This window comes from Kangiella shandongensis, from assembly GCF_020005365.1.
In the GTDB taxonomy this organism is placed as follows: domain Bacteria; phylum Pseudomonadota; class Gammaproteobacteria; order Enterobacterales; family Kangiellaceae; genus Kangiella; species Kangiella shandongensis.
The window spans coordinates 1-20,411 of record NZ_JACNML010000007.1 but is presented as its reverse complement, the minus strand read 5'-3'; the positions used below and the strand labels follow the sequence as shown (position 1 = coordinate 20,411).

The 20,411-nt window shown below is 45.6% G+C and carries 19 protein-coding genes; 12 read left to right on the top strand and 7 right to left on the bottom strand.

Annotated elements, in window-relative coordinates; translation table 11 throughout:
* Window positions 1-88: 88 nt before the first annotated feature.
* Window positions 89-304 carry a (2Fe-2S)-binding protein gene (locus H7708_RS08895; protein WP_223670301.1) on the top strand — a complete coding sequence of 72 codons (216 nt, stop codon included), beginning with the start codon at window positions 89-91 and terminating at the stop codon, window positions 302-304.
* 233 nt (window positions 305-537) lie between these two features.
* Window positions 538-1,017 carry a bacterioferritin gene (gene bfr, locus H7708_RS08890; protein ID WP_223670299.1) on the top strand — a complete coding sequence of 160 codons (480 nt, stop codon included), beginning with the start codon at window positions 538-540 and terminating at the stop codon, window positions 1,015-1,017.
* Window positions 1,018-1,066: 49 nt separating this feature from the next.
* On the opposite strand, the gene H7708_RS08885 is transcribed toward bfr, so the two are convergent.
* The 5 genes from H7708_RS08885 to H7708_RS08865 form a co-directional block, all read right to left on the bottom strand.
* Window positions 1,067-1,771, bottom strand: a complete 705-nt coding sequence (locus tag H7708_RS08885) for a glycerophosphodiester phosphodiesterase (protein WP_223670297.1) — start codon at window positions 1,769-1,771, stop codon at window positions 1,067-1,069.
* Entirely contained in the window at window positions 1,761-2,468 is a 708-nt protein-coding gene (locus tag H7708_RS08880; RefSeq protein ID WP_223670295.1) for an NYN domain-containing protein, read from the bottom strand. Before H7708_RS08880 ends, H7708_RS08885 begins: the two co-directional genes overlap by 11 nt.
* Before the next feature lie 54 nt (window positions 2,469-2,522).
* Window positions 2,523-4,016, bottom strand: coding sequence for a PepSY-associated TM helix domain-containing protein (locus tag H7708_RS08875; RefSeq protein ID WP_223670284.1), 1,494 nt, complete (start codon window positions 4,014-4,016; stop codon window positions 2,523-2,525).
* Entirely contained in the window at window positions 4,006-4,185 is a 180-nt protein-coding gene (locus tag H7708_RS08870) for a hypothetical protein (RefSeq protein ID WP_223670283.1), read from the bottom strand. Before H7708_RS08870 ends, H7708_RS08875 begins: the two co-directional genes overlap by 11 nt.
* A gap of 194 nt (window positions 4,186-4,379) precedes the next feature.
* Window positions 4,380-5,606, bottom strand: coding sequence for an MFS transporter (locus H7708_RS08865; protein WP_223670282.1), 1,227 nt, complete (start codon window positions 5,604-5,606; stop codon window positions 4,380-4,382).
* A gap of 159 nt (window positions 5,607-5,765) precedes the next feature.
* Here H7708_RS08865 and H7708_RS08860 point away from each other — a divergent pair, with 159 nt between their 5' ends.
* The 4 genes from H7708_RS08860 to H7708_RS08845 are packed head-to-tail and all read left to right on the top strand — an operon-like array spanning window position 5,766 to window position 11,391.
* Window positions 5,766-7,586, top strand: coding sequence for an IucA/IucC family protein (locus H7708_RS08860; RefSeq protein ID WP_223670280.1), 1,821 nt, complete (start codon window positions 5,766-5,768; stop codon window positions 7,584-7,586).
* A 12-nt stretch (window positions 7,587-7,598) separates the two neighbouring features.
* On the top strand, window positions 7,599-8,231 hold the full coding sequence (locus H7708_RS08855) for a GNAT family N-acetyltransferase (protein WP_223670278.1): 633 nt from the start codon (window positions 7,599-7,601) through the stop codon (window positions 8,229-8,231).
* Complete coding sequence (locus H7708_RS08850; protein ID WP_223670276.1) at window positions 8,228-10,090, top strand: IucA/IucC family protein; 1,863 nt, start codon at window positions 8,228-8,230, stop codon at window positions 10,088-10,090. Before H7708_RS08855 ends, H7708_RS08850 begins: the two co-directional genes overlap by 4 nt.
* Window positions 10,087-11,391, top strand: a complete 1,305-nt coding sequence (locus tag H7708_RS08845; RefSeq protein ID WP_223670274.1) for a lysine N(6)-hydroxylase/L-ornithine N(5)-oxygenase family protein — start codon at window positions 10,087-10,089, stop codon at window positions 11,389-11,391. Before H7708_RS08850 ends, H7708_RS08845 begins: the two co-directional genes overlap by 4 nt.
* Window positions 11,392-11,920: 529 nt before the next feature.
* Here H7708_RS08845 and grxD read toward each other — a convergent pair.
* Window positions 11,921-12,250 carry a Grx4 family monothiol glutaredoxin gene (gene grxD / locus H7708_RS08840; RefSeq protein WP_046560841.1) on the bottom strand — a complete coding sequence of 110 codons (330 nt, stop codon included), beginning with the start codon at window positions 12,248-12,250 and terminating at the stop codon, window positions 11,921-11,923.
* A 184-nt stretch (window positions 12,251-12,434) separates the two neighbouring features.
* Here grxD and H7708_RS08835 point away from each other — a divergent pair, with 184 nt between their 5' ends.
* From H7708_RS08835 to H7708_RS08810, 6 genes are all read left to right on the top strand, one after another.
* Window positions 12,435-13,502: an ABC transporter ATP-binding protein gene (locus tag H7708_RS08835; RefSeq protein WP_223670272.1), complete on the top strand. Its 1,068-nt coding sequence runs from the start codon at window positions 12,435-12,437 to the stop codon at window positions 13,500-13,502.
* Window positions 13,503-13,842: 340 nt separating this feature from the next.
* Entirely contained in the window at window positions 13,843-16,719 is a 2,877-nt protein-coding gene (locus H7708_RS08830; protein WP_223670271.1) for a ribonucleoside-diphosphate reductase subunit alpha, read from the top strand.
* A gap of 105 nt (window positions 16,720-16,824) precedes the next feature.
* Window positions 16,825-18,093 carry a ribonucleotide-diphosphate reductase subunit beta gene (locus H7708_RS08825; RefSeq protein WP_223670270.1) on the top strand — a complete coding sequence of 423 codons (1,269 nt, stop codon included), beginning with the start codon at window positions 16,825-16,827 and terminating at the stop codon, window positions 18,091-18,093.
* A 234-nt stretch (window positions 18,094-18,327) separates the two neighbouring features.
* On the top strand, window positions 18,328-19,272 hold the full coding sequence (locus H7708_RS08820) for a zinc dependent phospholipase C family protein (protein ID WP_223670268.1): 945 nt from the start codon (window positions 18,328-18,330) through the stop codon (window positions 19,270-19,272).
* Window positions 19,272-19,700 carry a hypothetical protein gene (locus tag H7708_RS08815; protein WP_223670267.1) on the top strand — a complete coding sequence of 143 codons (429 nt, stop codon included), beginning with the start codon at window positions 19,272-19,274 and terminating at the stop codon, window positions 19,698-19,700. Before H7708_RS08820 ends, H7708_RS08815 begins: the two co-directional genes overlap by 1 nt.
* A gap of 159 nt (window positions 19,701-19,859) precedes the next feature.
* Complete coding sequence (locus H7708_RS08810) at window positions 19,860-20,306, top strand: hypothetical protein (RefSeq protein ID WP_223670265.1); 447 nt, start codon at window positions 19,860-19,862, stop codon at window positions 20,304-20,306.
* Here the strand turns inward: H7708_RS08810 and H7708_RS08805 are convergent.
* Window positions 20,303-20,411 (bottom strand): IS3 family transposase (locus H7708_RS08805; RefSeq protein ID WP_223669690.1); only part of this gene is annotated, 109 nt, incomplete at its 5' end. The genes H7708_RS08810 and H7708_RS08805 overlap by 4 nt on opposite strands.

Below are 20,411 nucleotides of genomic sequence, written 5' to 3'. Positions count from 1 at the left end.
TAACAATACAAAGATTATTGACAATCATTCTCATTTGTAGCAAAATCTCAACTATTGAAGATGCTGCTAGCCATGAGTATTAAGAATTATGTACGTTTGTTTGTGTAAAGCTGTTACCGACAAAGAAATTAAACGAGCCGCCTGTGAAGGTGCCTGCTCCATGCGTTGCTTGAACAAGATGGGGGTTGCTACCCAGTGTGGTAAGTGCGCTAGAGACGCAAAACAGATACTTCGCTCGACTCGTGCGGAGATCGATGTACAACCTGCCGCTGACATCGGTAGAATCGCTATTCAGGCCGCTTAATTTACAGCGGCTTTTTTATTCCTCCCTCCCCTTACCGGTATAAACTGATACTTTCTACGTCTCGCTCGTGCTTGTTACCGCTATAGCTGCTTGCTTTTCAAATAAGAATAACTACCAATTGATAACACTTCTAATTTTCATTGTATTTCAATAAGTTACATAACACTGAGCTTGATCCGGCACCCTACTCAACCTACAATAAATACATTACTGACAAATTATTGGAGTTTGCCATGAAAGGCGACGCAAAGGTTATTGAAATATTAAACAAAGTGTTAGGTAATGAGCTGGTTGCCATTAACCAGTATTTTTTACATGCACGCATGTACAAGGACTGGGGCTTAAAGGAGCTGGCAGAGCATGAATACGATGAGTCAATCGATGAAATGAAGCATGCTGACTGGCTTATCGAGCGAATCCTGTTTTTAGAAGGCTTACCAAACTTGCAAGATCTGGGCCGGTTACGCATTGGCGAAGATGCTAAAGAGATGCTGGGGTGCGATCTGGCGCTGGAAATGGACGCGATCCCGGATTTACGTGATGGTATCGAATACTGCGAGAAAGTTCGTGACTTTGTCAGCCGAGATCTACTGCAAGACATCCTGGAAAGCGAGGAAGAACATGTCGACTGGCTGGAAACTCAACTCGGCTTAATCGAAAAAATTGGTATCCAGAACTATCTTGCCGAGAAGCTTGAAGAAGACGGCAACTAGGTCTCTAGATGATTTATCAGGGCGCTTTTTAGCGCCCTTTTTTATTGACTTAAGATTGCTTTAAGAACTCCAATACCCGGTCCGGATAATCGGTAAAAACACCATCCACACCAAGCTGTTTTGCGTGCTGAATCTTTGCTAAATCATTCACGGTATGCACATACACTTTCATCCCGGCGGCATGGGCTTCATGCACCAGTTCATGATCCAGTAGTGAAAACCTTGGATGGAGGCTATAAGCATCGATTTCATCGGCAAAATCCAATGCGGCTACAGATTGCTCATCGACAATAACCCCAATCTTAATTTCTGGATCTAACTGGTGCACCAGATACAGCTCGGAATAATGATAGGAGGAGATAATAAACTGCTCTTTTTTAAATCGCTCTTTATCCAGCAGCTTCACCAGATCCATGACCAAGCTTGCGGTATCTAGTCCTTTCAATTCGATGTTAATGAAAGCCTGGTTACCAATTAAATCCACCACTTCACTAAGCAGCGGAATCTTTTCACCCTTCCCGGCATCCAGTTGACGTAAATACTCTACAGAATGATCGATCAGCTCGCCTTCACCATTAGTCGTACGTTCCAGCATTTCATCATGAAAGATAAGCAGTGCGCCATCAATGTTCTGCACATCGAATTCCACGCCATCGACACCTAACTCAAGCGCTCGACGAATAGAACGCAAGGTATTTTCCGGCTCCAGGCCCATCGCCCCGCGATGACCAATGACTTTACATTCAGTCGTCATTCGTTTTCTTATCTTTGACCAGGATCTGATTACCCGCTTTTTTTGTCTGGAAGAGATCAATCACCTTAATCAATTCACTCAGTTTTTTGTAACCATAGTTTCTATAATCAATGGATGATTTATTGGTAATAAAGGAGCCAATGGAACCGAGTGGCGCCCAGCCCTTATCGTCTGAATTGAGATCGATGGCATCTCTAATCAGGGAAATCAGTTTAGTATCTTGTTTCAGTTTGCTTGGAGTAGTTTTTTGGATTTGCTCATTACTGAGCTTAGAATCTAAGATTAGAAAACGACTACAGGAGTTCTTAAAAACATCCTTAGTCTTTTCCTCTCCATAACCAAACACTAACTTGCCCTCATTGATTAAGCGCATCGATAACGGCGTAAAGTCAGAGTCAGAAGTCACCAGACAAAAAGTATCGACTTCTTTGGTGTACAGAACATCCATGACATCGATCGCCATCGCCATATCTGTGGCATTTTTACCTTTCGCCAGATCAAATTGCTGAACTGGCTGGATCGCATGTTCCGGCAATATGTCTATCCACCCCTTTAAGCCTTCTTTTGTCCAGTTGCCATAAGCTTTACGAATAACAACTCGACCATGGCTTGCCAGATCCGACAGTATCAAGTCGATATACTTACTGGATACATTATCGGTATCGATAAACAACGCTATATGCTTTTCTTGTTCCATGACTAATGACTCCATTAGGGTATATCAAAACAATACTCAGCTTTTGCCCTTATTTCAATGACTCTTCTCAACCATGGTTGCTACCTTTTGACTCAACCAAAGCGTCAGAGCAACAGTGCTAAATATGGTAAACACTAAAACGCCATGCGCAAATACCCCAGAGACCGCTACCACGGCAAACATTATCGCTGCGCTATTCATACCGTCAGGAAGCATCTTCAATACAAACCTCTGCACAAGGCTGTAAATCAAAGCGACGAGCGTGATCACACTTAATGTGGTTGCGTTAGCCGGATTGATGGACCAGTTTGCATTCAACGCAAACAGACAAGCCAGCGCGCTCGCCATAAGCACGGTCTCACTCAGCACTACAGCCACAAGATCCGGTTTAGAAAAGCCGCGACCTCTTAAGCGCAAGGACTTAATGCTCATTCCGGTTAGCATGACCAGCAGTAACACCAGGGTCAGAAACCAGTAAATCAGCTTTAACCAGATTCCACCGAAGCTGGCAAAATGCAGGCTGGGTAAAGCGCTGTACATATAACCGCCGACACCTTTATCGGTGAAGTCAGTGATAAAAGTCGTCTCACCACTGATGGCATTCAAGGTGATATGTTGCTGGGTTAGAAAACCGTTTAACAATTCGCCTTCGAAAGTCACTCGCATCGCCGGATCGGCATAATTATGAATTTCCATGGTGCTAATCGAAAAACCGGTCCATTGCTGCCTGGCCAGTTCATACAGCGAGTCCAAAGGCATCAAGTCAGCCGTGCCGCCTGCAGCTTTCGGATGAGAGCCTAAAAAGTCCGTAATAAGTGCTTGTTGATCGCCGCCGTAAGCAGCCAAGGCTAATACGATCAGTACGATACCGAAGAGCCCCAACAGGGCCCCAGTAATCGCCATCAGGCCACTGAAAAACAGACTCCAGCTGCCCAGCAGTTTGTGTAGGTCAGTGGTGAAAATCTGCCGCCCTTTGTGCAAACGTAAACGGTAAAAATTCTTACGAATATTTTTATGTGCTAAAAAGCCGGTAAACACTAAATAAGTCAGTAACAACCCCAGTATGCCAACCAGATATTTTCCCCATGAACTCGGTAGTAACAACCGCATATGCATGTCGTAAACGGTTTCGCTGAACGTTAATTCACTACTGTCGATGGCTTTACCGGTTACCGCATCCATGAAAAGCATGTCTTCGATTTTATTGGTTTTATTATAGAAAACGATGTAGTCACCAAAGCGGCGATTATCGAAAATATGAAAATCCTTATGAGAGAATCCATACTCATCGCGTGCAATATCGACCAACTCCTGCCAGTGCTTTCGCGGCGACGAATTATTCGTTTCTGTTTCTATTCCCGGCACATGAGATCGGCCAACGTCATATTGCGGAAACTGCCAGTGCACCAGTTCTGCACGGAACAGGGATAAGCCACCGGTAATCACAATAAGCAATAGCAGCGGCATAAAGAAAAGCCCTACCTTACGATGCACTTTGGTAAAGATACCGACGTTTAATTTGGTGCCGTTATTGTTATTAGTCGCCATAGCTTAGTCCCAACCAGATTAAAACCGTCATCACCGCCAGACTTAATAACTGCTGCCATAGCACTCGTTTCATTTGATTCTTCTGTGTTACCCATAATGCCAAAGCCAGCCAGATAGGCGCGACCAACACCACGGTCAGCAGCACCCGGTTATGCAGAGATACCGGCATAAAAAGAACCATTAAAGTGCACAAACCAAGCGCCTGGAGGAAAGCCAAAAGCGACGTATTTATTGTTCGTAACATAGTGATTATCTCGACAAACTTCGACTCTCAAACTCAAAGCCGTGGCCAAATTTAAGAATAGAATTATTAACCATTATTATTTAGATTCATTATAAGTATTCTGACCGAAATACCAAGCGTTATGACTGCTGCAATTGGCTTTGCGGCATTAGCTGTAACCTTGCCGAGACTAACCCTATAAAACACGCAATCAGACAAAGCGGCAGCCACCAATAATCGGGGCTAATCGAGTAAAACAATCCCGCTAGCAAACTCCCCGCTGGATAACCAGCAGTATGCGCAACCGCTAATCGTCCACTGGTTTGCCCTTTCGAGGCTTCCGAAGATGCCATGGCTAAGCGACTATAGACAGGCGTCATCAAGGCAATGGATAGCGCCATTGGAATAACGGCAATTAAGATCACGAGCGGCTGATGTACCCAGCCCAGTGATAATGAGGCCAGGGTTAAAATCAATGCCAAAACACTCAAGATCGAGGGCGAGCGCCACGCCAACCGTTTAACGATAAAGACCTGACATAACAAAGCCACCGCGGCCACGACCAGCATGGTTAAACTCATCAATTTGGTAGCTTCCTCACTGGTTTCCATCCAATCTAAAAATAGTGGACCTAGCACAAACTGTAGATAGCCCACATAAAGTGTCACCGCAAACGCCATGCACAGCATTAATGTTATCGATGGATGCAATGAAGTTGGCTCAGCCTTATCCGTCATTGGCTGTTGTTTTCGTCGTGGGGCATGCTTAACACTGAAGCGGCTGATGAAAACCAGACTGACAATAGCAGCCGCGCAAAATATTCCGAATAGCCAGCCCATGTAAACGGCGAACAACAATAACAACACCGGACCAACTATCCGACCAACCGATAATCCCGCCGAGACCCAGCCGAGACGCTTTAAGGAATCATCACTCCCCTCTTTTACGGTACTCGTATCCAGCGCTAAAGACTGACAGATAGGCATAACGCCACTGGCACTGATACCGTAAAGTATCCGACTGAAACCAATGGCAATAAACCAGACGAGTGGCGAAAATGTGTAACTAACACCGAGCCACCAGATAATCGCAAAGCTGATAATGGACAAGCTCAGTCCCACAGCCGAATACCGGATCACATAGCTGGCGCCGCTTTTATCAGCCCACCTTCCCCAACGCGGCGATAACACTAAAAAGAACAGCGTTGGTAGTGACAGTAGTATCGACCATTGCCACGTAGCCAGTCCCGTTAGCGCAATAAACTGCGGCGTTGCAGCAAACAGACTGCTCTGGAAGATACCCATGATAACGGGTAAAGAATACCAGGATAAAATTATGCTAGAACCCGCTTTTCTAATGTAAGCCATTGAAAATTAAACCTTTCAAACCTCGTCAAACACAATTTTCGACAAGATATTTCTTTGCTTCAATATAAATTAATGCGAAATCTATCATAAATCATTCGCATTTGCTATTGATAATGATTCTCATTCGATCTATCTTATGCGGCCTATAAGAACCCAAAAATGAGAAGGAATATGATGTTTGATGCCAGTGCAAACTGCTTTCTAAACGCCCTTGTTCGCGAGTTTTCCAGCTGGAATTATGCCGCCCTGCCCTCTAATCTGAAGGCCGTCACCCAGTGCGAGCATGGTTACTACAGCCAAACTCCGGACAATCAACAACTCTACTTACCCTTAATTCGTCACTCGGCTTTCGGCAGAAGTTATTTCCACCCGGTATCGTACTTACAAGCGAATACCGAATCGATTGGCACAGCGCTTAATTTCGAACAACTGCTCGAGTTTCTTCAGCAAACGCCTGAGTTATTTCACGATGAAGTTATGGGCATGCCACAGACCGAGCATTTGCATAATGTCATACAGCGCTCACTGGAAAGCCATAGCAACATCAGCAAAGTCACTGATTATCGTAGTCACGACCTAGAATCGCTTTATCAGGCTCCACTTCACTTTATCGACAGCGAACAAAGTTTGTTGATTGGTCACTCCATTCATCCCTGCCCCAAATCACGCAGCGGCTTTAACGCAGAGGATGAAAAACGCTATGTTCCGGAATTTGGGCAAAGCTTCCAGTTGTGCTGGTTTGCGGCTGACAAAGACATTCTTTACAGCTTTTCCGGCACCGACAAAGCCATTGATGAGTACTGTCACGACCTTATCAAGCACGACGAATCGTTATTGGCTTTATCACAACGATTAAAAAGCAATCAGCTGCTTATCCCCTGCCACCCATGGCAGGCACAACACTGGCATCAGTCGCCACAACTTCAGGCCTACTTCGAAAACCATCAACTGGTAGACCTGGGGCAACACGGCACATACTGGCGCGCCACTTCATCGTTGCGAAGCCTGTATCAGGCAGACTCGCCCTGGATGTTGAAGTTTTCTCTGACCACCCAGCTGACCAACTCGGTACGCCATTTGCAGCCGGAAGAGATGATCCGCGGCCAGATCATAGAAAAGGTGTTAACCTCAGACAAAGCACGCGAAATGTCACAGCAGTTACCGACATTTGACATCATGCATGAGCCGATTAGCCTCGCTCTCAAAGATGCTCAAGGTAACGCGCTTGCCAATACCGCCATTATCTGGCGCGACAACCCATTCTTTGGTGATGATAAGACGACCCGTAATACCGAAGTATTATCCAGCCTGTTACAGGATTACCCGGATAAAGCCACCAATCGGCTCAGTTTGCGGCTTCAACAAGTGGCCGAAACCGAACAGAGTGACGCACATGCTTTAGCCGATACTTTCCTGCGACGCTTTTTAGATGTGGTCATCAGGCCCATCCTCAAAGCACAGGCTGAGTATGGTCTGTTATTCGGCGCTCATCAGCAGAATATTGTGGTGCAGCTGGACCGACAGATGATGCCAGTCAAAGCCTACTTTAGAGACTGTCAGGGAACCGGTTTTTCGGCTTTGGCAAAAACGCTGTACGGCGAGCAGCTACTAAACGATACCAGCGACAGCGGCAACCTGTTCGATAACGATATGGTTATCCATCTGTTTACCTATTACCTACTGATCAATTCCTGTTTTAACGCCATCAGTAGTTTGACCCTGACCGGGTTACTGAGTGAAAACAAAGCCAAAGACATTTACCAGCAATTTCTGCAGTCGCTGCAAAACGAGAACCTGCCCGACACGCGAGTACTGGATTACTTGCTGCAGACAGACAAGCTATGGGCTAAGGGTAATTTCTACTGCAACCTACACGCCATCAATGAAAACACCATGGAGGATCCATTTTTAATTTATCACCAGATGGACAACCCGTTGTTTTCAATCACCGCCGAACAATCAAAAATTAACGCTGCCTAGAGAGTATCGAGCATGTTGAATTCTACACCAGAAACTATTGAGACACCCTTTAAGCAATATCCTGATGAATTGCTCTATCAATATCACGACGCAGAAACAGAGCAAACCTTCGAGTTGCGTAAACTGGATATTAAGCAAGATTTAGAGCGTTTTCATCACTGGCACAACCAACAGTATGTGTATGAGTTTTGGGAACTGAACCAGTCGAAAGAAGAGCTAAAAAACTACCTCGTCGACCTTGAAAGCAAAGACTTTATCGAACCGGTAATTGGTTCGATAAACGGCACGCCCTGCGCCTATTTCGAAGTCTACTGGGCTTACTATGATCGTATCGCGCCTTACTGTGACGCGACCCTGTTCGACAGAGGCTACCACTTGCTAATCGGAGAAAAACAATTTCTCGGCCAGCGTAATACCATGTTATGGCTCAATATCGTGAACGATTTTATCTTCAAGGACGAGCCGCGTACTGAGCGCATCGTTGGCGAACCGCGCGCCGATAATGTAGCCATCCTGAAGTATCTTGATCATACGCCTTTTACCAAGAAAAAAGAGTTCGATTTTCCGCATAAACGGGCAGCTCTGCTGGAATGTTTCCGCGATACCTTCTACCAAGAGACAATACTTAATCAGGTGACGCCATGAAACAGGGATTGTCACAACAGAACTTATGGCATTTGGCTAATCAGGACCTGATGGCCCGCGCCCTGTCCGAATTTATTTACGAAGAAGAATTGTCAGCAAGTGAAAAGGAGCCAGGTATATTCGAAGTGGCTGTCGGAGAAGAGGCGGTTTATCAATTTTCTGCGTACCAGTCGCGATGGAGCTGCCTCAACATAGACAAGGAAAGTCTTCTACGAAACAAGCAGCCCTGTACTGATGCACTACGGTTCTGTCTCGATCTCAAACAGGCACTCAAGGTCGATGATATCATCTTCGGCAATTGGCTCGAAGACGTTCAAAATACCTTAAATAACGACTTGAATCGACTGCAAAAATTTCAACGATACACTTCGTCCGAACTGCTCAAACTAGCCGAAACCAATTTTCAGGGGTTGCTCGATGCCCACCCCAAAATTGTCGCTAACCGTGGTCGATTGGGCTGGGGACACCAGGACAATCTGCGTTACGCCCCCGAGTCGTTAAACCCATTCCAACTGGAGTTTATTGCCGCTAAAAAATCGACGTTAGTCGCCGGCCACGATAAAACGTTCGACAACCAGTCTCTACTACTGGGCATGATGAATAACCAGCAGTATCAGGCACTACAGGACAAGCTTGAACGAGCCCTGACGGGTAGCCAGTATGATAAAAAAGATTACTGCATTATGCCCTGCCACCCGTGGCAGTTCGAGCACCACATTAAGCCTCAATTCCAATGGGCATTGCAGAACTTAGAGCTGATCGAGTTGGGAATTACTGGCGACTTTTATCAGCCACAACAATCGATTCGCACTCTGAGTAATGTTACGCGCCCCAACAATGATGACGTTAAGTTAGCGATTACCATTTTGAACACATCCTGCCACCGCGGCGTTCCGGAAAAGTTTATCGCTGCCGGTCATAAAATTTCCGAGTGGCTGTATCAGCTGACACAACAGGACTCACTGTTCCAACAGACCAGTTTAAGGATTCTGCAGGAGCCCGCAGGGTACTATTTTAACCACCAGTACCAGAAGCAGGCTCAGGGAGCGCCCTACCGTTATCACGAAATGTTGGGGGCCATCTGGCGTCAGTCAAGCCACAGCCAGCGCCAGTCTGAATCTGAAACACACATGCTGCTCTCAGCATTACTGCAAAAAGATATCCATGGCAGCGCTGTCGTCAAAGAGCTGGTCGAGCACAGCGGTTTAACGGCAGAGCAGTGGCTACAGCAACTATTCAAGATCATGTCAGTGCCGCTCTATCACCTGATGATTAAGTATGGCGTTGGCGTCATCGCTCATGGACAAAATGTGGTGGCTTACTTTGATAAAGGCATACCAACCGCCATTGCCATAAAAGACTTCCATGGCGACTTACGGCTACTCGACAAGATGCTGCCAGAGCAAAGTGAGCTCGCTGCCGAAGCGAAGCAACTTCTGACGAAACTTCCATCAGAGTACTTACTGCATGATCTATTAACCGGACACTTTGTTAGCGTTTACCGTTTCTTGTCGCCACTATTCGAGCAACAGTTGAATCTAACCGAACAGCGCTTTTATCAACTATTAGCCGAGAGCCTTGAGGACTACCGACAGCAATACCCTCAATATAAGAAGCGCTTTCAACGTCTCGATCTGTTTAAAGAAAAGATCGAGCGCGTCTGTCTGAATAAAGTTCGTTTCGACATTGGCTATCAGGATAATACGGAACGCCCACTACCCAGTTTAGCAACACCTCTGGAGAATCCCATCCATCAGGGACTGAAAGACTACCGCCAAGAGTCTATCAATAAGAGCAGCTTAAATAGCTCAAGAAACGCAACACCCACTATAGAATCTAATCAGGAACAACGACTATGAATACGAAAGATTTAGTTGGGGTTGGCATCGGCCCCTTTAACCTGTCCATCGCCGCACTGTGCCATGACATACCCAACCTTGACGTGGCTTTTTACGATAAAAAATCCAGCTTCTGCTGGCACCCGGGCATGCTGCTGCCCAATACCTATCTGCAGACTTCATTTTTAAAAGATCTGGTCACCGCAGTTAACCCACAGAGCCCGTTCAGTTTTCTGGCTTATCTGGTCAGCAAGAAACGCTTCTACGCTTTCTTAAACAACGAGCGCCCTGCCATCAGCCGTCAGGAATATAATGATTACCTGCAATGGGTCAGTGCCAAAATCGATTATCTCAATTTCAACCAAGGGATCGAATCCATTGAGTTTAACGACGACGCATTTGACATTCACTTTGATAATGGCGAGCCTGCCGTTCGCAGCCGTAAACTATGTTTAGGTACTGGTAAGCGCCCGCATATTCCAGCGGCGCTGGAAGCAATCCACCACCCGCAACAATGCTTCCATGCCATTGAGTTCGCCACACAAAAACGCGACTTCAGCGGTAAACGGGTAACCGTTATCGGCGGCGGTCAAAGCGGCGCCGAGATCTTCCTACACCTGTTAAGTGGACACGATGGGCAGCCAGCCGAAATTAACTGGGTATCGCGCCGCAGTAACTTCTTGCCAATGGACGAAACCTGCTTCACCAACGAATGGTTCTCGCCGAATTACATCGACAGTTTCTTCCCGCTGCCGTCCAACACCAAGCACAGTATCGTTGATGAGCAGAAGCTGGCCTCTGATGGCATTTCAGAGTCGACGCTAAAGACCATTTACGAAATGCTGTACGAAAAACGCGTCGCCGGAGAAGAGCAAAACTATCGCCTGCGCCCCAATCGCGACTTGATAGCGTCGAATTATTCCGGTGATTACACGCTACAAGCGAAGAATAAATTTGATGGGTCCATGGAGCAATACCACAGCGATATCATCATCCTGGCCACCGGTTTTGAAAATGCCGTGCCGAAGTATCTTGAGCCATTAAAAGATCGTCTTGAAATCAGTGACGATCAACAGTTTATCCTCAACCGCGACTACTCAATTCAATGGGATGGCCCACAGGAGAATAAACTTTACGCCGTTAACGCCGGACGCTACAGCCACGGCATCTCCGAGCCACAAATGAGTTTGATGTGCTGGCGCTCGGCAACTATCGTTAACGATCTGGTCGGCAAAGCCCACTTTGACTTAAGCGACGACTGCTCCTTTGTCGAATGGAGAAATCCGGAGCGGGAGAAAATTCAGGAACTATTGTCGGCATAATGCTCTCAACACCTAAAGGCACAGGATTATGAAATAGAAGGCAGCCATACCCCATTAACAATGACACTGATGGGTTACGCATAAATGCTAACCCATCCTACGGGCTGTCCCTTATTTTGAGCTGCGCTATTCACTGGATACCGCGGTAAGCAATCACCGGAAGCACCCATGGTGCTACGATATTCCGGTATATCGAATGGATCAGCACCAAATTTCCCCTTAAAAGTTAGCCCCAAACGTCAATATTACCGAGCAAATTGGGCAGGACAGCCCAATTTAGTCAAGACGAAACAGGGAGGTTTCGTTTGACGGCTCAATCAGTAATATTGAGGTTTGAGGGAAGTCCTTTGGACCTAACTTTTGGGGCGAGTTTTTTGGTTCGTTTTTTGCTCGTCCAAAAAATGAACATTCAAAATAATATTTAACAATAAAAAGTGAGTTCCAAGATAAATATATAAGTTAAGTAATGACGAAACTCACCCACAAAAAAAGCCGCAAGATGCGGCTTTTTTAACAGCTAAACTGAATCTTACTCAGGCTTTTTACCGTAAGACTCATCAAGAACCTGTTGTAGTTCGCCTTGCTGGAACATTTCAAGAATAATGTCACAACCGCCGATCAGCTCACCATCAACCCATAACTGTGGGAATGTTGGCCAGTTGGCATACTTTGGCAACTCGGCACGGATGTCTGGATTTTGCAAGATGTCAACGTAAGCAAACTCGTGCCCACACTCCATCAATGCCTGAACCGCCTGGGCAGAGAAGCCGCACATTGGAAGTTTTGGCGAGCCCTTCATATACATAACAACTTTGTTGTCGGCAATTTGCTGCTTAATCTGCTCGATCGTTTCGCTCATGGGAACCTCAATTAACTAATTACACTCTTTTTAAGTGGCGGCGATTATAACGCTTTTCAAGGTTATTTATCATCCCCCAGCCCCAATTAATGGAAGAAATCTTGATCGAAGTGCTAGGCATCCGCCTCAATGATGGTTACAATGCAATGCTAAATGAGAATGACTAGCAATTCAGTTTTAGCGCATGAATGATAACCATCCCCTGCTCCACCTCAACCAAGTCGAGTGCCGATACGGTGATCAAGTTATCGTTAAAGATATTACCTTCTCGCTAAAACAAGGGGATAGCGCCTGTCTTCTCGGCGCCAGTGGCTGTGGTAAAACAACGTTACTGAGGGCTATTGCTGGTTTAGAACCCATTTTTGACGGCTCCATCAGTATTCACGGTCAGATTTGCTCCACCGCGTCGCAGATGCGCCCTCCTGAACAACGAGATTTAGGTCTGGTCTTTCAGGATCATGCCCTATTCCCACATCTCAGTATTTTTGACAATGTCGCCTTTGGTTTACGCAAATTTAAACGCAAAGACAGAAAAGCCCGGGTACAGGAATGTTTGGAGCTGGTTGGGCTGGGCGGTATGGCAGAGCGTTACCCACACCAGTTATCGGGAGGACAACAGCAACGCGTCGCTTTAGCCCGCACCATAGCACCGAAGCCTAAACTGGTATTACTGGATGAGCCTTTCTCCAGTCTGGATACTCATCTGCGCCGTTCTTTGGCAAGGGAGTTAAAAGAAGTTCTCGCCGATCAGAACATTGCCCACCTCCTGGTGACACACGATCAGCAGGAAGCGTTCGCCATGGCCGACTATATTGGCGTTATGCATGAGGGTAAGCTGCTACAGTGGGATAGTCCCTATAACCTGTATCATAAACCGCAAGATGCGCAAATTGCGGCATTTATCGGTGAAGGCTATTTCATCGCTGGCAAGATATGTCGCGAAAACGATAAAGTTTCTACCATCCTAGGTGACTTTAAAATTGCTAACGGCTACCACTTTGATCCCAGACAGGATGTTCTGGTCCTGATGCGCCCCGATGATCTCAAGCCTAACCCTGATTCGAACCTTCGCGGCAAGGTCAGCCATAAGGTGTTTAAAGGTGCTATCATCGAGTATGAGCTGGTTTTACCCAACAAAGAGCGCCTCAAAGCAGTTTTCCCGAGTCACCACGACTACTCATTATCACAAGATATTGGGTTCGACCTGGATATTCAGCACCTCATCGTCTACCCAAATGCCGTACCATTGTAAAATTTTATGACACTAAAAAATAATTAAAAATACTTGATCTGGCGCTACGCCAGACACCACAAGGGCTGGAAAGTTACCCCCGCTTTTCACACAAGTTATCCACAGAAAATTACACAAGATATACCCTTGCTTCTAATGCAAAAACGCACTATCTTGTATGCATAGGCTTTTGAGCTACCTATATATGGTAAATGAACAAGTTGTCCTAACTTGTTGATTTATTGCAAAAGCGCATTGACATTGTACAAATAACAACCAAACAGTAACGGTCATTAATCTAACCGCTCAATAGACTGGATGGCGAGTGGTTACAAAGTATCAAGAGGTCTGTGGAGGCAAGATGGAAACCGAAGTCAGCAAATCCAAAAAAACAGCTGCATCAACCCCTACTCAACAATCGGACGCAAGCCCAGAAATCCAAGCAAACAAACCTGGTGAATTACGCGTCATCCGTCGTAATGGCAAGGTAACACCGTATGACGACAGCAAAATCGAAGTAGCAATGACAAAAGCTTTTCTTGCTGTTGAAGGTGGCAATGCGGCTGCGTCGTCGCGTGTACACGAGACGGTACGTCAGCTGACTAAACAAATCACGGAAGCATTTGATCGCCGTATGCCGGGCGGTGGCACAATCCATATCGAAGATATTCAAGATCAGGTTGAGCTGGCCCTGATGCGCAACAGTGAACAGAAAGTTGCCCGTGCTTACGTTTTATACCGTGAAGAGCGTGCACGCGAGCGTGCGGATCGTGATAACGACAAGCTTGATGCTCTCGTTGGCGACAATGTGGTTACGGTGACTGGCGCCGATGGCAAAGAAAAGCCTCTTGATGTTCAACGCTTACACACTGTCGTGGTTGAAGCCTGTAAAAATTTAAGCGACGTCGATGCTGAACAAATCATCAAAGAGACCATGCGTAACCTGTACGATGGCGTAGCACTAAGCGACGTTTATCAGGCGCTGGTGATGACCGCTCGCACCATGATCGAAGTAGAGCCTAACTACTCTTACGTAACGGCGCGTGTATTGCTCGACAATATCCGTACCGAAGCATTACGTGAACTTGGCGTGGCGAAACGTGCGACCCAGGGCGAAATGGCAGCGATTTACCCGCAGGCATTTAAAGCTTACCTGGAAGTCGGTGTTGAACACGAATTATTAAGCCCGGAGCTTTTATCATTCGATCTGGAAAAGCTGGGTAATGCGATTCAGGCAGACCGTGACTTACTGTTTACCTACCTGGGTATCCAGACGCTTTACGATCGCTACTTTATTCATAAAGACGAAATCCGCATTGAGCTACCACAGGTTTTCTGGATGCGTGTCGCCATGGGCTTGGCGGTTAACGAAGATAACCGTGAAGAACGCGCGATTGAGTTCTACAACATTCTATCGACGTTCCACTACATGAGCTCGACGCCTACCCTGTTCAACTCAGGTACGTTACGTCCACAGCTTTCAAGCTGCTATCTGACTAACGTTCCGGATGATCTGGATGGCATCTATGGTGCGATTAAAGATAACGCCCTGCTATCCAAGTTCGCTGGCGGCCTGGGCAACGACTGGACGCCAGTACGTGGTCTTGGCGCTTACATCAAAGGCACTAACGGTAAATCACAAGGTGTTGTACCCTTCCTGAAAGTGGCGAACGATACCGCGGTCGCAGTCAACCAGGGCGGTAAACGTAAAGGTGCGGTCTGTGCCTACTTAGAAACATGGCACATCGACATCGAAGAGTTCCTGGAGCTACGTAAAAACACGGGTGATGACCGTCGTCGTACGCACGATATGAACTCGGCTAACTGGGTACCAGACCTGTTCTTGAAACGCGTCAGCACCGACAGTGAATGGACCTTGTTCAGTCCAAACGAAGTACCGGATCTACACGACCTGTACGGTAAAGAATTTGAAGAGCGTTACGAGTATTACGAAGAGATGGCGAAATACGGCAAGATGAAAACTGCCAAGACCATGCAGGCTAAAGACTTGTGGCGAAAAATGCTATCGATGTTGTTCGAAACGGGCCACCCATGGATTACATTTAAAGATCCTTGTAACCTGCGCTCGCCACAGCAACACGCGGGCGTAGTACACAGCTCGAACCTATGTACCGAAATTACATTGAACACCAAAGCTGGCGAAGAAATCGCAGTGTGTAATCTGGGATCGGTTAACCTGCCTAAGCATATGGTTGATGGCAAGTTAAACACCGAACAGCTTGAAAAAACGGTAACCACAGCGATCCGTATGCTGGATAACGTGATTGACATTAACTTCTACCCGGTAGAAACAGCGCGTCAATCCAACATGCGCCACCGCCCTGTTGGCCTGGGTATGATGGGCTTCCAGGACGCCTTGTATACCCAGAATATTCCGTACAGTTCAGAAGGTGCGGTTGAGTTTGCCGATAATGCGATGGAAGCCATTTCATATTACGCGATTAAAGCGTCGACAGACCTGGCTGAAGAGCGTGGTTCTTATGAATCCTTCGCGGGTTCATTATGGTCACAAGGTATCTTACCGATCGACTCCATTCAGAAGCTAATCGACGAGCGCGGTGAAGAATTCATCGAAGTCGACACCAGCAGCACCATGGACTGGGATACACTTCGTGAGCGCGTACAAAGTGTTGGTATGCGTAACTCAAATGTCATGGCGATTGCTCCAACGGCAACCATTTCAAACATCACCGGCGTATCACAGTCAATCGAGCCAACGTATCAAAACTTGTACGTTAAATCGAACCTGTCTGGTGAGTTCACCGTAGTTAACCCCTACATGGTGAAAGAGCTTAAAGCTCGCAACCTATGGGATAACGTTATGGTCAACGACCTGAAATACTACGAAGGCAGTTTAACGCCTATCGATCGTGTACCGCAGGAACTGAAAGACCTGTTCGCAAATGCCTTTGAGGTGGAACCTAAGTGGTTAGTCGAGTCCGCCAGCCGTCGTCAAAAATGGATCGACCAGGCTCAGTCTCTCAACCTTTATATGAGCGAGCCGTCCGGTAAGAAGCTGGATATGGTCTATCGTATGGCATGGTTCCGAGGCCTTAAGACGACTTACTACTTACGCTCAATGGGCGCGACCAGCACAGAAAAATCGACCATTAGCGATGGCAAATTAAACGCAGTATCAGCATCTCCAACATCTGTTGGTTCAGCAGCGCCGCAAGCCTGCTCCATTGATGACCCAGACTGCGAAGCTTGCCAATAACAAACAATGGGAGCCTTTATCGCTCCCATTTTTGCAGTTAACAGCTGCAAGCAGAGAGACGTGACACGAACAAGCGACACAGCAACAGCATTAACGAGGTAAATTATGTTCAACTGGGATGACTACAACAAAGAAGAAAAAGCGGAGCAAAAACAGGCTCCTAAAGCTCCACCAAAGCAACCTGAAGCTAAGGCCGAAGCGCCGAAACCAGCGGTCGAGCCTCAGCAAGCGGTTGAACCACAGGCAACATCAGAAGAATACATCGAGCCAGAGGCGCTGGATAATGTAGCGAAGGCACAGGCATCACTGGAAAATTTAGACGTAGCTCCCGGCCTTGAAGAACTGGAAATGGGTGCGGCACGTATCGAAGTTGATGATAAGAAAATGATCAACTGTCGTGCGGACTTGAACCAGTTAGTTCCTTTTAAATATGACTGGGCTTGGCAAAAATATCTTGATGGCTGTTCGAACCACTGGATGCCACAAGAAATTAACATGACTAAAGACGTGGCGACGTGGAAAGATCCTAACGGCCTAACTGATGACGAGCGTAAAATCGTCATGCGTTCTTTAGGCTACTTCTCAACGGCTGACTCGCTGGTTGCGAACAACCTGGTTCTAGCGATCTACAGGCTAATCACTAACCCAGAGTGTCGTCAGTACATCCTGCGTCAGGCCTTCGAAGAAGCGATTCACACGCACGCTTATCAGTACTGCGTTGAGTCTCTTGGTATGGACGAAGCCGAAGTATTTAACATGTACCGCGAAGTTCCAAGTATCGCCAAGAAAGCAGCCTGGAGTATTAAACATACTCAGGGTATTTCAAACCCTGCTTTCACAACCGGTACTCCAGAATCGGATCAGGAGTTACTGCGTAACCTGATTGGCTTCTACTGCGTAACGGAAGGTATCTTCTTCTACTGTGGCTTTACTCAGATTCTATCCATGGGTCGTCGTAACAAGATGACTGGTGTTGCTGAGCAGTTCCAGTACATCCTGCGTGATGAATCGATGCACCTGAACTTCGGTGTCGATATTATCAACCAGATCAAAATGGAAAACCCACACCTGTGGACTGAAGAGTTCCAGCAGGAAGTTATCCAAATGATTCTGGAAGGTACACAGCTTGAAATCGAATACGCGCGTGACACTATGCCTCGCGGCGTACTGGGTATGAACGCCAACATGATGGAAGAATACTTACAGTTCATCTGTAACCGTCGTCTGGCTCAGCTTGGCCTACCAGCGCAGTTCAAGAACGTATCGAATCCATTCCCATGGATGAGTGAAATTATGGACTTGAAGAAAGAGAAAAACTTCTTCGAAACTCGCGTGATTGAGTATCAAACAGGTGGCGCCCTATCCTGGGACTAACCATCTGCTGCTTTGGCGTAAGGCGACACATAAGAAGAGATTTGCGACAAATAAAGAGAGATTTACGGCTTATTTATTATAGTAATGATTAGATTATGTGTTACGCGGTGACTTTAAAATTAATTCACTTTAAATCACCAAGATTGGGGGAACGGAGAAGCTCATACAGCTTCTCTTCCAAGAGCCTGACAAGAAATTGTCAGGCTTTTTCAAAACAAATATATTAGGAGAAATATGCCAGGAGCTTATGCGCACTTAACACTAGTAAATCAAGCTTGTGCCCCATCGAATCTTGAATCAATCAAAGGACTTCAAAGAAAACATATACCCTACATCCTAAGGCATTTAAAGTACTGCGATCTCGGCTGCGTTAGTCCCGACTACCCTTACTTATCACTGGCAGATGGTAGCTCAAAAGAGTGGGCAGACTTTATGCACTATGAAAATACGTCGTCTGTAATAAGTAATGGTGTCAATCATGTAAGAAAGCTTAGTGGCTTAAAAAGAGAAAAGGTCTTTAGTTGGTTGTTAGGTTATGTAGCGTATGTTGTTACAGACATGACAATTCATCCGGTAGTAGAAAAAATAGTTGGCCCTTACGAAGAAAATCAAAAAGCACATCGGATTTGCGAAATGCATCAAGATGTATATATTTTTGATAAGCTTTTGAATTTAGGAAATGAGTTAGGCCATACGGAGTACACTGACAAGCTACAAGAGTGCAGCGACCAATACTCAAAAGACAAAATTGATCCAGATATCAAAAAAGCATGGATGTACATGCTAAGAAAAGCAAATCAGCAGGGCTTTGTTTCAAACAGACCAGATATAGATAGCTGGCATAGTAACTTTAGATTTATTATGGACAACATTGCGTCCGAAGGTAATAAATTATTCGCCTTCGCTCGCCATATGGCATCTAAAGCCGGGGTTGTATACCCCGCTTACGAAAATATCGACAACACGTACATAAGGAACTTGGAAACTCCATGTGGGAATTGTGATTACGACGAGTTGTTTGAAACTGCAATACGCAATGTGAGCCATTACTGGGGTATAATTGCCTCTGGAGTTTTTGATAATAATAAAGACTACATTTACGCAATAGGTGATTGGAATTTAGATACAGGAATAGATACCAGAAGTGGGAAGTTAGTAATGTGGGAGGAAGTAGCTTAATGAAAAAGAAACGCTCCATAAGCCTTATACCTTTTTGTTTAATTGTTTTATTTTCAACCAATGGATGTAGTACAAATGCGAAACAAGAGGATATGTACTCCTTAGCAGCAAACCTTACTAAAGCTACAGCAGCTGTACAAGCTAAGGTAAAATATGAAGGGTACCCTGAGCAACTCGCTGATAGAGAGTTATTAACTTTTGCAACGAAGCACGACCCAAAGCTATCTGAACCCTTCTTAGATTATAAGGTAAAAATATCAACTGAAAATAGTGAAGCAATAATGCTTATATGCAATAAGAGTGGAGAATATGCCTTATTAGAAGATGCGGGTTGTACTCCTCAAATTGATATACATCATTGGCAGCAGGAAGAGCCAAAAGCTCAGTGTTCGTTCACCATTTCAGCCCCAAAAAAATGTAGCTACTAATTTTATACCATAATATCTGATTAGCTGGGAAGCCTAGAAGCCTAGAAGCCTAGAAGCCTAAATACCTAACAACAATAATTTAGATAATGAGAAATTAGAGTTACTTAACTAGAATGCTAATATGCATTTGCACAACATAATTATAAAAAGGATTTTTGCATGAGACTAATAAGTGTAAACGAACAAATTAATACCTCAAATACAACGATATGTAAGCTAATTGAACAATACACTCCAGATGAGCGTGGATTTCTTTCACAAAACATACTTTCTCACCTAAGGACATTTGTTGAAGCTGTAGTAGTTAAGGCCGCTGGTGAAACTAATTATAACTATGAAATATTTCAAAATAAGGGTAAGCCCTACCTTTCAGCGAGAGGCCACTTGAAGTTTTTAAGGCTATTCCACCGCTCGCTACAAAAAACCGTATCCCATTACCTTCCAACAGAAGAGAACTCTGAGCGATTAATGCTCAAGTATTATGAATATCTATTAAAGATAAAGAATTTCTTACAATCAAACTATCAGTTTGAGGTTCTACAGAATATATCGTCATTCCCAATACATTCTGATCCAGCATTAGATGAATCGCCCCAAGTTTTCTAGATACCTTTTAGCTTCATAAAATAGTTCTTTTCAAACTCGACTGGTGACACATCATCATTGTTACCATGTCGTCGCTTGGCATTGTAAAACATTTCGATGTAGTCG

Excerpts from the sequence above, each read along its gene's own strand:
- H7708_RS08895 (WP_223670301.1), top strand. The coding sequence starts at position 89 with ATGTACGTTTGTTTGTGTAAAGCTGTTACCGACAAAGAAATTAAACGA.
- bfr (WP_223670299.1), top strand. The coding sequence starts at position 538 with ATGAAAGGCGACGCAAAGGTTATTGAAATATTAAACAAAGTGTTAGGT.
- H7708_RS08885 (WP_223670297.1), bottom strand. The coding sequence starts at position 1,771 with ATGACGACTGAATGTAAAGTCATTGGTCATCGCGGGGCGATGGGCCTG.
- H7708_RS08880 (WP_223670295.1), bottom strand. The coding sequence starts at position 2,468 with ATGGAACAAGAAAAGCATATAGCGTTGTTTATCGATACCGATAATGTA.
- H7708_RS08875 (WP_223670284.1), bottom strand. The coding sequence starts at position 4,016 with ATGGCGACTAATAACAATAACGGCACCAAATTAAACGTCGGTATCTTT.
- H7708_RS08870 (WP_223670283.1), bottom strand. The coding sequence starts at position 4,185 with ATGCCGGTATCTCTGCATAACCGGGTGCTGCTGACCGTGGTGTTGGTC.
- H7708_RS08865 (WP_223670282.1), bottom strand. The coding sequence starts at position 5,606 with ATGGCTTACATTAGAAAAGCGGGTTCTAGCATAATTTTATCCTGGTAT.
- H7708_RS08860 (WP_223670280.1), top strand. The coding sequence starts at position 5,766 with ATGAGAAGGAATATGATGTTTGATGCCAGTGCAAACTGCTTTCTAAAC.
- H7708_RS08855 (WP_223670278.1), top strand. The coding sequence starts at position 7,599 with ATGTTGAATTCTACACCAGAAACTATTGAGACACCCTTTAAGCAATAT.
- H7708_RS08850 (WP_223670276.1), top strand. The coding sequence starts at position 8,228 with ATGAAACAGGGATTGTCACAACAGAACTTATGGCATTTGGCTAATCAG.
- H7708_RS08845 (WP_223670274.1), top strand. The coding sequence starts at position 10,087 with ATGAATACGAAAGATTTAGTTGGGGTTGGCATCGGCCCCTTTAACCTG.
- grxD (WP_046560841.1), bottom strand. The coding sequence starts at position 12,250 with ATGAGCGAAACGATCGAGCAGATTAAGCAGCAAATTGCCGACAACAAA.
- H7708_RS08835 (WP_223670272.1), top strand. The coding sequence starts at position 12,435 with ATGAATGATAACCATCCCCTGCTCCACCTCAACCAAGTCGAGTGCCGA.
- H7708_RS08830 (WP_223670271.1), top strand. The coding sequence starts at position 13,843 with ATGGAAACCGAAGTCAGCAAATCCAAAAAAACAGCTGCATCAACCCCT.
- H7708_RS08825 (WP_223670270.1), top strand. The coding sequence starts at position 16,825 with ATGTTCAACTGGGATGACTACAACAAAGAAGAAAAAGCGGAGCAAAAA.
- H7708_RS08820 (WP_223670268.1), top strand. The coding sequence starts at position 18,328 with ATGCCAGGAGCTTATGCGCACTTAACACTAGTAAATCAAGCTTGTGCC.
- H7708_RS08815 (WP_223670267.1), top strand. The coding sequence starts at position 19,272 with ATGAAAAAGAAACGCTCCATAAGCCTTATACCTTTTTGTTTAATTGTT.
- H7708_RS08810 (WP_223670265.1), top strand. The coding sequence starts at position 19,860 with ATGAGACTAATAAGTGTAAACGAACAAATTAATACCTCAAATACAACG.